Origin of the sequence: Nonomuraea sp. 3-1Str (assembly GCF_031570565.1) — a bacterium.
Taxonomy (GTDB): Bacteria; Actinomycetota; Actinomycetes; order Streptosporangiales; family Streptosporangiaceae; genus Nonomuraea.
This window is the reverse complement of record NZ_JALHBK010000021.1, coordinates 113,902-126,617: the sequence shown is the minus strand read 5'-3', so window position 1 is coordinate 126,617 and position 12,716 is coordinate 113,902. Positions and strand designations below refer to the sequence as shown.

The 12,716-nt window shown below is 75.4% G+C and carries 4 protein-coding genes and 1 pseudogene; 1 reads left to right on the top strand and 4 read right to left on the bottom strand.

Annotated features, from left to right (window positions below):
- Positions 1-49: 49 nt before the first annotated feature.
- Positions 50-817, top strand: a pseudogene (locus MTP10_RS28920) (helix-turn-helix domain-containing protein); the annotation flags it as partial.
- 302 nt (positions 818-1,119) lie between these two features.
- Here the strand turns inward: MTP10_RS28920 and MTP10_RS28915 are convergent.
- The 4 genes from MTP10_RS28915 to MTP10_RS28900 all read right to left on the bottom strand — a co-directional run bounded on the left by MTP10_RS28915 (position 1,120) and on the right by MTP10_RS28900 (position 12,588).
- Positions 1,120-4,407: an ATP-dependent DNA helicase gene (locus MTP10_RS28915; protein ID WP_310713029.1), complete on the bottom strand. Its 3,288-nt coding sequence runs from the start codon at positions 4,405-4,407 to the stop codon at positions 1,120-1,122.
- Positions 4,401-7,676: an ATP-dependent DNA helicase gene (locus tag MTP10_RS28910; protein ID WP_310713027.1), complete on the bottom strand. Its 3,276-nt coding sequence runs from the start codon at positions 7,674-7,676 to the stop codon at positions 4,401-4,403. Before MTP10_RS28910 ends, MTP10_RS28915 begins: the two co-directional genes overlap by 7 nt.
- A gap of 180 nt (positions 7,677-7,856) precedes the next feature.
- Complete coding sequence (locus tag MTP10_RS28905) at positions 7,857-7,982, bottom strand: hypothetical protein (protein ID WP_310713025.1); 126 nt, start codon at positions 7,980-7,982, stop codon at positions 7,857-7,859.
- Positions 7,983-8,052: 70 nt separating this feature from the next.
- On the bottom strand, positions 8,053-12,588 hold the full coding sequence (locus MTP10_RS28900; protein ID WP_310713023.1) for a cation-translocating P-type ATPase: 4,536 nt from the start codon (positions 12,586-12,588) through the stop codon (positions 8,053-8,055).
- Positions 12,589-12,716: the final 128 nt, after the last annotated feature.

The following is a 12,716-nucleotide window of genomic DNA, read 5'->3' as shown; positions in this document are numbered from 1 at the left end:
GTCCTGATCTGTCCGATCTGGACCGGCCCACCGATGCCATGCTGAAGCCGTGAACGCAGTCGGCGCTGTCCTTACCACCGGCATCTACTGCCGCGATGACTGCCCGGGCCGCCCCCTCCTGGGAAACACCACCCGCTACCCCTCCGCGGCCGCGGCGGAGGCGGCCGGGTATCGCGCCTGTCATCGCTGCCGCCCGTACCGGCAGGAATCCCTCGCTTTCGCGGACATGCCCGCACTGGTGTGCCGCGCGGTTCAGCTCATCGCCGCCGGAGTGTTGGACGACGCGACGGACAGCGGTCTCGCCGGCCACCTCGGCGTGTCGCCGCGTCATCTGCGGCGGGTGTTCCTGCAGCATGCCGGGGTCACACCCGACCAGCTCGCTCGTTCCCGGCGCGCGCACTTCGCCCGTCGGCTGCTCGACGACACCGACCTGCGCATAGCCGACATCGCCTTCGCCTCGGGCTTCGGCAGCGTCCGGCAGCTCAACCGCGTCCTCGCCGACGTCTTCCACGGCACCCCGCGCGAGTTACGGGCCCGGCGACGGGTCACCGACCGCCTCCAGGCCGACGGCGGGCTGGCCCTCCGGCTGACCCACGACAAGCCGATCGACTTCGCGGCCGCCCTGCGCCACCTGGCGGCACGGGCGACACCGGCCGTCGAGGCGGTCTCGGGCGGCTCCTATCGGCGTACCATCCTGGTCGATCACGATCCCGGCATGATCGAGATCACCCAGCGGTCCCCGACGGAGCTGCTCCTCGTCGCTCATCTCCCCCGGCTGGGCGGCCTCATCCACCACGTCCGCCGCGCCCGGCGCCTTCTCGCTCTTGACGATCCCGCCCGGACGTGCGGCCACTGGGATCCATTCGAGGCCGGCGTGCACGACATCGTGCGGGCCGGGACAGCGGACGCCTCGCAGGTACGGGCCGTCCTGGGCTGCCTCGTCGACCGATTCGGCGGGGCCGTGCCCGGCCTCGCCCCGGCCGGGCTCACCAGGACGTTCCCACGACCCGACGTCCTCGCCGCGGCCGATCTCGGCGCCCTGCCCATCCCCGGCGCCGTCGTTCACGCCGTACAGTCATTCGCGCTCGCGACCGCCGACCGACCGGCGCCGGGCCTTCCTCATGCACCCTCACCCGGAGTTCCGCCACCTGACGGCCTGACCGGCACCGCCTCGACGAGCGCCACCAGGCCGTCGGCGTCCAGCAGATCCACGGGGCGCACCGTCCGGTTGGCGCGCACGTAGTGGAAGGCGGCGCTGACCCGGTCGAGCGGCACACCGGCCAGGTGCGACCAGGCCAGCCGGTAGGCGGCGAGCTGCACCGACGCGGCCCGCGCCTTCTTGCCCCTGGGCGGCTCGCCGGTCTTCCAGTCGACCACCTCGTAGCGGCCGTCCGGCAGCTCGAACACCGCGTCCATCCGGCCGCGCACCAGCCGGTCGGCGATCATGGTCTCGAACGGCACCTCCAGGTCGAGCGGCCGGCGCTCGGCCCACTCGCTCTGCTCGAACCGCTCCTGGAGGTCCGCCAGCCGCACGTCGGCCTCCTCCACCTCCTCGACCAGGTCGAGGTCGAAGTCGTCGAGCAGCCGCTGCTGGTCCCAGCGGGTCTCCAGCCACTTGTGGAACGAGGTGCCGCGCCGGGCGAGCGGAGCCGGCTTGACCGGGACGGGCCGGCGGATCCTGCGGGCCAGCTCGCCGGCGTCGGCGGCGAGCGTCACCAGCGACGACACGGTCAGCTTCGACGGCAGCTCCACGGTCGTGGCGCCACGCCTGCGGTGCAGCTCCCGCTCGCGCAGCAGCAGGTCCGTGTCGCGCTCCCAGGCGCGCACGCGCTCCTCCTCGAACGGGCGCAGCGGCTCGTCCTCGGCCGGGGCGAGCGACCCGGCCAGCGCGTCCTCCACCAGCCGGGCGCCGTCCAGGACCGACTCGTAGCGCAGGCCCTCGGGCGTGACCGGCCAGACGGCGGCGGCCGGCTCGGCCAGCAGCGGGTTCGAGGCCCCCTCTTCGAGGTCGGGCGCCCAGAAGGCCACCTTGTCGGCGGTGTCGCGGATCTCCAGCAGGAAGTCCGACGGCTCCAGCGGCCTGGTGGCGCTGCCCCACCGGTAGCCGGAGGCGATCAGGTGGTAGTGGGCGCGCGTGACGGCCACGTACGCCAGCCGCCGCTCCTCCATCAGGTCGCGCTCCCGGCAGCTCTCGTCGAACGCGGCCAGGTCCTCCTTGGCCAGGCCCGGCAGACGGGGCAGGTCGGCGGCGTCGCCGCGCAGCGGGTAGGGCAGCTTGCGGGCGTTCTCCGTCCAGCGGCTGTTGGTGACGGGCGTGGCCGGGAACATGCTGCCGGTGGCGATCGTGCCCTTGGAGCTGACGAGCTGCGACAGGCCGGGCACGACCACGATCGGCCACTCCAGGCCCTTGGAGGCGTGGACGGTCATCAGCTTCACGCTGTTGCTGTCGCCGACCCGGCCGGCCTCCAGCCCGAACTCCTCGCTCTCGGCCGCCTGGAGGTAGGCGAGGAACGCGCCGAGCGTCGGGTCCTCGGAGTCGCCCGCGAACCGCGACGCCGCGTCCAGGAACGCGTCGAGGTCGGCCCGGGCCGCGAACGCGCTGACCGTGCCGCCGCGCGCGGCGACCTCGATGTCCAGCCCGAGCCGCCGCTCCACCTCGGTGATCAGGTCGGGCAGCGGCTGGCCGGTGTGCGCCCGGAGCTGTCGCAGCTCCTGCGCGAGCGCGACGAGCCGGGCGCCGGCCAGCGGCGAGAACGACTCCAGCCACTCCTCCCGGTCGGGCAGCTCGTCGAGCGCGTCGACCAGGCTGCCGCGCTCCTCGGCCAGGTCGGCCACCACCTGGTCGAGCGGGTCGTGCCCGCGCCGGCCCGCGCGGCTCTCGCGGTTCAGCTCGCGGGCGTACTGGCCGAGCACCCGCAGGTCGGCGGGGCCGATGCGCCAGCGCGGACCGGCCAGCAGCCGGGCCAGCGCGTCGCCCGCCGTCGGGTCGTACAGGACGCGGAGGGTCGCGACGATGTCGCTGACCTCGGGGACGGTGAGCAGGCCGCCCAGGCCGACCACCTCGACCGGGATGTCGCGCTCCTCCAGCGCCTTGCGCAGCGCCGGGAACTGCGAGCGCTTGCGCGCCAGGATCGCCACGTCCTGCGGCTGGATCGCGAGCGTCTTCTTGCGCTCGCCCTCGCCCCAGGGCAGGCCGTCCGGGGCGACCTCCCGGCCGAGGATGCCGGCCAGGCCGTCGGCGACCCACCGGGCCTCGTCCTCGGCGGTCTCGTGGAAGGCGCAGGTGACGCGGCCTCGGTCCACCCGGTTCGGGCCGGGCACGAGGACGGGCACCTCGCGGGCCTCCATGCGCAGCGGGAGCTGGACGCGGGCGGCCACGTCGAGGACCCGGTCGCCGTTGCGGAAGCTGACGCTGAGCTGCCGCACCGGGGCCGGGTCACCGGTGCCGGTGCGGAAGTCGCGGGGGAAGCGGCGCAGGTTGCCGGCCGAGGCGCCGCGCCAGCCGTAGATCGACTGGCAGGGGTCGCCGACCGCCGTCACCGGGTGGCCGCCGCCGAACAGGCTCCGGAGCAGGACGAGCTGGGCGTGGCTGGTGTCCTGGTACTCGTCGAGCAGCACCACCGCGAAGCGGGACCGCTCGATCTCGCCGACCTCCTTGTGGTTCGCGGCGATGCGGGCGGCCAACGCCATCTGGTCGCCGTAGTCGATGACCTCGCGCGCCCGCTTGAGCCGCTCGTACGCCTCCACCAGCGGCAGCAACTGCTCCCTGGCCGCCTGGACGTTGACCGGCCGGTGCTGGGCCTGCGTGACGCGGCCGGGCAGCCTCTCGTGCTGGTCGCGCAGCCAGTCGCCCACCCGGCGCACGTCCCCGGCGCCGCGCAGGTGCTCCGACAGCTCCCCCGCCAGCTCCAGGACGGCGGCCGTGACGGACGGCGGGCCCAGCTCGACGCGGTCCATCGGCCCGTCGTAGGCGGCGACCACCCGTGAGGCGAGCTGCCAGGAGACGGCCGGCGTGACCAGCCGCATGGTCGGCTCCAGCGCCTCGCGCAGCGCGTGGTCGGTGACCAGGCGCGCCGCGTAGGCGTGGTAGGTGGACACGGTCGGCTCGTCGTCGAGCGCGTCCGGCGTCACCAGGCCAGCCTCGGCCAGGCCGTTCAGCCGCTCCCTGACGCGGGTGGCCAGCTCGGCGGCGGCCTTGCGGGTGAACGTCAGGCCGAGCACGTTGCCCGGCTTGACCAGGCCGTTGGCGACGAGCCAGACGACGCGGCCGGCCATGGTCTCGCTCTTGCCGGAGCCGGCGCCGGCCATGACGACCATGGGTTCGAGGGGCGCCTCGATGACGCCGGCCTGCTCGGGAGTCGGCGGCAGGACGCCGAGCTTCCCGGCCAGCTCGACGGGGTTCAGCACACCTGGCCTCCGCTGTCGTTGACGGGACAGCTGGCCTTGGCGGCGCAGGTGCGGCAGCCGTCGTTCGCCCTGGCCTGGAAGTACGGTCCGGACATGCCGGTCGCCACGGTGTCGACCAGGCCGGCGGCCCAGCCGGGGTTCGGGTCGTCGGCGAGGGCGCCCTGGCGCTGCTCCAGCGCCTCGTTGCGGCCGCCCGCCTTGCCGAGCTGGACCAGCGCGGCGCCGCCCGGCTCGGTCATGCCGTGGCGGGCGAACGCGCCGAGCAGCGCGGCGAGCTGGTACACGCCGAGCTGCGGGTGCCGGTCCAGCTCGCCCGGCCGGGGCTTGGAGCCGCCGGTCTTCAGGTCGATGATCACCGCCCGGCCCTCGGAGTCGCGCTCGACCCGGTCGACGCGGCCCTTGATCTGCACGCCGTCGCCGACCGTGGCGACGAACGCCTCCTCCAGGGCGACCAGCTCGCGGGGGTTCTCCTTGTGCCAGCGCAGGAACTTGCCGATCATCTGCTCGGCGACCTGGCGCTGCTTGCGGTTGAACCAGACGCCGCCGAAGTCGAGCTCGTGCCAGATCTCGTCCAGGCGGCTGCCGAGCAGGTCCTCGTTCGGCAGGTCGGTGGAGGCGAGCACGGCCAGCGCGTGGATGATCGTGCCGAGCCCCTGGGCGCTGCTGGTGCCGGCGGCGCCGACGGCCGTCTCCAGCAACCAGCGCAGCCCGCACTTGGTGAAGCTCTCGACCGCCGACGGCGAGATGCTGACGGTGTCGTCGGGCCAGCTCAGCGGCCGGTCGTCGGTCATGGTCGTCAGGGCGTACCACTCGTTGGGGTGGGCGCCCCGCACGCCGGCGGCGGCCAGGCGGGCGAGCTGCTGGGCGGCCTTGCGGCGCACCTTGGCGGGCCGGGTCGGGTCGGTGACGGCGCTGCGCAGGTCGGCGACGAGCGCCGCCATGTTGAGCCAGCGCGCCCGGTCGTCCACCGTGGCCGTCTCCACCGCACCCGGCATGAGCTCGCTGAGGAACCTCGACGGCCGCTCGTCGGTGTCCTCGCCGCCCACTGCCGTCACCACGAGCCTGCGCCGGGCTCGCGTCGCCGCGACGTAGAACAGCCTCCGCTCCTCGGCCAGCAGCTTCGAGGCCAGGGACGCGGCGTTCGGCCTGGCGCCCTCGGCCAGCTCCACCAGGTCGTCGGCGCCCAGCATCGACCCGCGCAGCCGCAGGTCCGGCCACACGCCCTCCTGGACCCCGGCGACGACCACCACGTCCCATTCGAGGCCCTTGGAGCGGTGGGCGGTCAGCACGCGCACCGCGTCGCCGTCGGGCGCCCGGTCGGCCAGCGTGTCGCCCGGGATCTCCTGCGCGGCGAGGTCGTCCAGGAACACCTCGGCCCCGGCCTTCGGCATCCGGTCCACGAACCGGGCCGCGTGGTCGAACAGCGCCACCACCGCGTCCAGGTCACGGTCCGCCTGCGCGCCGCGGGCGCCCCCGCCCAGACTCAGCTCGGTCCACCGCTCGGCCAGACCGCTCGCCTGCCAGATCGCCCACAGGACGTCCTCGGCCGTGCCCTCCTGGAGGACGGCCTCGCGGGCGCTGACCAGCAGCTTGGCGACGCGCTCGGCGGGCGGGGCGATGTGCGGCTCGACGCGGGTGAGCTCGCGGGCGTCCTTCAGCGCCGCGACGAGCAGCTCGCCGGACGTGCGGGGCCTGTCACGGGCTTCGGGCGCTTCCGGCTGCTCTTCTTCCCGCTCGTCCTGGCCGGGTACGGCGGGCTCCGGCTCGGTGAGCGCGTATGCCTCGTTCTCGGCGATCTTCAGGGCTCGGCGGAGGCGCCGGACGCCGATCATGTCGGTGCCGCCCAGCGGGCCGGTCAGCAGCTCCTCGGCCACCGTCTCGTCCAGCGACGGGGGGTCAAGGGCCACGCGCAGCATTGTCAGCAGCGGCCGTACGCCCGGCTCCTGGGCGATCGGCACCTCGTCGCCGGCCACCATCGTCGGCACGCCCGCGCTGACCAGCGCCCGCCGCAGCAGCGGCACCTGGCGGACGGCCGAGCGCACGAGCACGGCCATCCGGTGCCAGGGCACGCCCTCGATGAGGTGGGCCCTGCGCAGCGTGTCGGCCACGACGGCGGCCTCCTGGCTGGTGCTGTCGGCGAGCAGCACCCGCACGTCGCCCGGGTCGGCGTCGGGCAGGCACAGCAGCTCACGGTGGCCGTGCGTCCGTGCCCGCGCGGGCGCCGGGGTCCCAGCCGGGGCCTGCGCCTGGCCCGGTGCCGCCTGGCCCTGTGCCTGGCCCTGTACGGGCGTCCGGGACGGTGTGGGGTCCGGCAGGGGGGCGGCCGGGAGGCGGGCGGCGAGGCGGCGGGTGGCCTCCAGCACGTCCGCGCCGCTGCGGCGGCAGACCCGCAGCGCGAGCACCGGGGCGTCCCGGCCGTCGAGCGTGCGGAACCGCTGCGGGAACCCCAGGATGCCGCGCACGTCGGCCCCCCGGAACCCGTAGATCGACTGGTCGGGGTCGCCCACGGCCACCAGGTCACGCCCGTCGCCCGCGAGCTGCCGCAGCAGCATCTCCTGCGCCGGGTCGGTGTCCTGGTACTCGTCCACGAACACCACGTCGTGCGCGGCCCGCTCCCTGCGCCGTACCTCCGGGTCGGCCAGCAGCGCGGCCGCCGCCCGGATCAGCTCGGTGTAGTCGAGCGCCGGCTCCGGGTCGAGGTCGAAGCGCCTGTCGTAGCGCCGGGCGAACCCGCCGGCCGCCACCCAGTCGTCACGGCCGTGGCGCCTGCCGAGCTCCTCGATGCGGTCGCCGTCCAGGCCGCGCTCGGCCGCGCGCGACAGGAGGTCCCGCAGCTCCTCGGCGAACCCCCGGGTCTTCAGCGCCTCCCGCAGCGTGCGCGGCCACTCCGTCGCGCCGTCCTCCAGCTCGCCGTGGAGCAGCCGCCGGATCTCCAGAAGCTGCTCGGGCCCGGTCAGCAGCCGGGGCGGCGGCTCGCCCGCCAGCACGGCCTCGCGGCGAAGGAGCGCGTACGCGTAGCTGTGGAACGTCAGGGCCAGCGGCGTGCGGGTGGTGCGCCGCAGCCGGGCGGTCACGCGTTCGCGCAGCTCGCCGGCCGCCTTACGGCTGAAGGTGAGGATCAGCACCCGCTCGGGGTCGGCCCCCCGGCGCTCGATGCGGTCGACCACCGACTCCACGATCGTCGTCGTCTTGCCCGTGCCCGGGCCGGCGAGGACGAGCAGCGGCCCGCTCCCGTGGGCGACCACGGCGCGCTGGTACTCGTCCAGCACAGGGGGCTCCGCCGGCCTCGCGCTCCCGCGCCGCACCAACCGCCAGGTCTGACCACTCACAGCACTAGATTCCATCAGACCACAGGGGTAGATCGTGCCGAGTTGACCGGTCCCGCGGAGACGATCCGCTCACGTTAGCGACACGGGAAGGGGTTCGCGCGGCGACACGCCACGGTGAGGTCAGGCCAGACGGACTCCGGGGGTCCGCAGGAACGTCGTGATGAGGGCGTGGATGAGGCGCGCCAGCAGGGCCTCGGCCACCATGAGCGTCGCCTTGGCCAGGATCGAGGCCAGGAGATCGGGCATGAGATACCTCACATGAGGGAAACGGTACGTAACGCCATATTTCACCATAAATCTGGCACTTGACGGCATCTTACGTGTCCGAAAGGCGAACGCGAGATGGCCGGCGCGCGTCCACCCGTTCGAGTGCCCTTTCGAGCAGCACCGCCGCGGCGGCGCAGCCGAGCGCGATCCCCCACCCCAGCGGCCCGATCGGACGGCAGCCGAACAGCCGGCTCAGCCCCGGCACCGAGACGATCACCGCGAGCACGGCCAGCGACGCGAGCGAGGCCAGCAGCACCAGCCGGTCCCGCCCGCCCACGACGAGTGTCTGCAGGAGCTGCGCCCCCACCAGCCCGACGAGCCCGATCGTGTCGGCCCGGTCACGTGTGCCGGTCATGCGGCCGAGCAGCCACGCCGCCGCGGCCGCCGCGGCGGTGGTGACGGCCCGCAGGTAGATGTCGCGGGTCAGAGCGGTGCCCAGCGACGCCTCCGGCCCTTCGGCGAGAAGCCGGTCCGGGTCCGCGGCGCCCGGCGGCCGCACCGCCACGGCCATGGCGGGGAGCATGTCGGTGAGGAGGTTCACGAGGAGGAGCTGGCGGGTGTTGAGCGCGCTGCGCCCGGTCAGCAGGCTGGAGCCGACGGTGAACACGATCTCGCCGAGGTTGCCTCCGAGCAGCATGCTCAGCGAGTCGCGCACCGACCCCCACATCCCCCGGCCCTCCACGATCGCGTCGATGATCGTCTCGATGCGCTCGTCCGCCACCACGATGTCGGCGGCGGCGCGGGCGGCCGGGGTGGCGCGGGAGCCCAGGGCCACGCCCACGTCGGCGAGCCGGATGGCGGGCACGTCGTTCGCGCCGTCTCCGGTGACGGCGACCACCCGGCCCATGCGGCGCAGCCCGGCGACGATCCGGGCCTTGTGCTCCGGCGTGACCCGGGCGAACACCGCGACGTCCGGCAGCGCCCCGGCCAGCGCGTCGTCGTCCAGCTCCTCCAGCTCGGGGCCGGTCATGACCCGGCCGCCGTTCAGGGCGTTGATCTCTGCGGCGATGGCCTCCGCCGTGCTCGGGTGGTCACCGGTGATCATGACGACACGGACGCCGGCGCGCATCAGGCCCTCCACGCTGCGCCTGGCGGTGGGCCGCACCGGGTCGGCCAGGCCGAGGAAGCCGAGGAAGCTCAGCCGTTCGATCCTGGACTCGTCGAGGTCGGCGCGGCTGGAGGCGGGCCGCTCGGCGACCGCCAGCACCCGGTGGCCCTGGCGCGCGAGCCGGTCCATCTCCTCCTCCAGCTCGCGCCTCGCCGCCTCGTCCAGCGGCACCGTCCCCGCGCCGCGCCGCAGCTCCGTGCAGCGGCTGAGCAGCACCTCGGGCGCGCCCTTCACGCTCAGCACCTGCCGCGCCGCGCCGCCCTGCTCCCCCGTCGCGTCCCCGTGCGTCCCGAGGACGGCGTGGTAGCCGCGCGCCGGCTCGAACGGCAGCTCGTCCACCCGCCGCCACCCCCGGAGCCCGTCCGCCGGTGACACGCCCAGCCGCTCCGCGCCCTCGACCACGGCGCGGTCCGTGGGATGGGGGATGGCGCGCCCGTCCTCGTGCCGGGGGCACGCCCGCAGCGCGGCGCCCACGACGGCCCGCAGCTCGGGCGTCAGCTCGTCCACGGGCCGCTCGGTCCGCCCGTCCGACACCCGGCCCAGGCTGATGCGCCCCTCGGTCAGGGTGCCGGTCTTGTCGAAGCACAGGACGTCCACGCGGCCCAGCGCCTCGATCGTGGACGGGTTCCGTACGAGCGTGTCGCGGGCCGACAGGCGCTTGGCCGACGCCAGCTCCGCCACCGTCGCCACGAACGGCAGGCCCTCAGGCACCGCCGCGACCGCCAGGCTCACGGCGGGCGCGACCGCGGCGGCCGGCGGTGTGCCCCTCAGCAGCTCGATCACCATGAGCGCCACGCCCGACCCGACGGCGACGGGCAGGATGCGGCGGCTCAGCGCGCGCAGCCGCAGCTCCACCCCGGTCGGTGGCGGCGCGGCCGCGGACAGCCTGGCGGTCCTGCCCGCCACGGTCGCCTCGCCGGTGGCCACGACCACGGCCAGGCCGTGGCCCGCCGCGACCGTCGTCCCCTGGTACACCATCGACGTCCGGTCCGCGACGGCCGGCGCCGCCGTCGGCGCCTCGCCCTTGGCCACGAGCTGCGACTCGCCGGTCAGCGTCGACTCGTCCACCTCCAGGCCGGACGCCTGGACCAGCCGCGCGTCCGCGGGCACCGCGTCACCCGCGCGCAGCTCGATCACGTCGCCCACCACCAGGTCGTCCGCGACCCCGGCCACCGCGCCGGCCGGGCGGCGCAGCCGTACAGCCGTCGCCGTGATCCGGGTGAGGCGGTGCAGGATCCGGTCGGCGTGCCAGCGTTGCGTGCCGCCGAGCAGCGCGCCGACGCCCATCACGCCGCTGATCAGCGCGGCGTCCAGCACTGAGCCGACGGCGACCGACACGCCCGCGCCCGCGGCGAGCACCGGCGTGAGCGGGTTGGCGATCTCCTCCAGGCAGGCTCGGGCCAGCGAGCGCGGCCCTGCCCGCGGCGTCACCGGCGCCGCCCTGCGCCGCGCCGCCTCCTCCTCCGTGAGCCCGTCAGGAGACGTGTCGAGCCTGGCCAGCACGTCGCGGGCCGCCATGGCGTGCCAGGGCGTGTGATCGACGGGCGGAGGCGGCGCCTCGCGGCCCGCGCGGCGGCCCGTCCACTCGCCCACGACGAGCGCGGCCACGGACGTGCCGTTGCCCACCAGGTGCACCCGGGCGAGCGCCGTCCGCGCCGGGCCCAGGAACGCCAGCCCCGCACCCACCGCGGCGCCGGCCGCGGCCACCCGCACACCGCGCCGGCCGGCCTTCCTCGCGTACGGCAGGCCGCGCAGGAGGAGGTGCGCCCCCTCGAACCCGCCGATCACGTCGGCGTCCCACGGGACCGGGCGGGGCCTGCCGAGCACGCCGACGCCCACGTCCGCCAGGGCCAGCGCCCGCCCTCCCCGCTGCGACACCACCGCCACCCCGTGCCCGCCGGCCTGCATGGCCCGCACCTCGGAGGCCAGCCGCGATCCCCCGCGCACCACCCGCTGCACGCCCAGCCGCCCGGCCAGCCCCGGATCGCCGCCCGCCAGCACCACCTCGCACCCGCGCCCGGGGGCGGCGACGAGAGCCTCGGCCAGCGGGTGCAGCTCGGGCTCCAGGCCGACGACGGCGGCCACGACGCCGTGCCTGGCCACCGCGACCAGCCTGATCCCCTCGTCCCGCCATCGCCCCACCTCGGCGGGCTCCCCGCCGCCGATCGCCCCGGCCGGCTCGTACGGGGCGACGCTCCAGCCGTCGTGCTCCCGGCGGGCCACCGGGGCGGAGCGGTCCGTGAGATCGATGAGCGTGTACAGACGGGCGTGCAACTCCTCCACACCCGCCTGCTCCGTGCGCGCGCCCGTCCCCTTCGGCTCCTCGGCGGAGGCGAGTGGCACGATGCCGTGGACCGCCCACGCGCCCGTGGTGAGCAGACCGGCGTCCACGACGACCGTGTCCACGCGGTCCATCCGGTGCAGCGCCTCACGGTCCAGCACGATCGTGTCCCGCCCCGCCAGCGCGCGCACCACCGCGCTGGTGAACGCGTTCCGGCTCAGGGTCGCCGCCTTCGGCACCCCGGCGACCAGCAGGGTCAGCCCCCGCTGGTGGTCTCGGCTGAGGAACGTGGTCACGCCCTGCCCGGCCACGGCCAGCATGCCCGCCGCGTCCGCGTACCTCTCGACGGGCCCGCGCGGCAACGGCGCCCCGCGCGGCGGCACGGCCGCACGGATGTGGCGGTAGGCCCCGTCCTCGGCGGCGAAGTCCTCCTCGCGCCGCTCCCACGCCGCGCGCACCGCACGCGCCTCCACGAACCGGCCGGCCGCCGCGACCGAGTCGATGAGCAGGGAGACGGGCCGCAGCGCGAGCGTGTGCGTGGCGATCCGCCCGGACGCCAGCAGCGCGTCGCCGATCGGCTTGCCGACCCGCTCCTCCAGCTCGCGGCGGACCCGCGGGGTGTGCTCCACCAGGGAGACCAGGGCCGGGACCAGCGGGGGCAGCCCGGGCACCCGGACGACCTGCCCGGCCAGCGCCGCGCCGGCGCCGAGAAGGTGCAGGCCGAGGCTCACGGCGGCGCGCGCCTGCTGCTCCACACCGTCGAGCGCCCAGGCGCCGCCTCCCGTTCCCGCTTCGTCGGCGTCCATGTCCTCCTGGAGGTCGGAGCCTTGAATGCCGGAGTCTTGGAGGCCGAAGCCTTGGATGCCGGAGCCGTCCGGCGAGTCCGGCGTCTCCTCGTCCAGCTCGTCGACGATCGCCACGAACTTGTCCAGGTCCGTCGCCTCAGGGTCGCAGGCGACGTACACGGAGCCGAGCACGCCGTTCACCTCGGCCCGTTCGGCGCCGGCGGCGCGCAGGCGCTCCTCCAGGAGGCGCGCCGCCCGATCGGTGCCCGGCCCGCCCAGGGCGCGCAGCTCGACCCGCACCCCGCCCGGGCACGCGCGGACCACCCGAGGGTGCGGGAGCAGCCCTCGGACCGGTTCGGGAAGCATGGTCACCAACGCGCCGGCGACGGCGTGCACGCCGGGCAACCGCATGTGTTCTCCCTCTCCCGTCGAACAGGTGTGTCCTGGCGGGGGAGGGCCGGACAGATGGACGTGTCAGGTACTCGCTCGCTCATCGCCCGGCCGGGGGCTCCGGCTCACCGGACCGCGCGATGACTCGC

Coding starts and splice junctions, on each gene's coding strand:
- MTP10_RS28900 (WP_310713023.1), bottom strand. CDS start 12,588: ATGCGGTTGCCCGGCGTGCACGCCGTCGCCGGCGCGTTGGTGACCATG.
- MTP10_RS28905 (WP_310713025.1), bottom strand. CDS start 7,982: ATGCCCGATCTCCTGGCCTCGATCCTGGCCAAGGCGACGCTCATGGTG.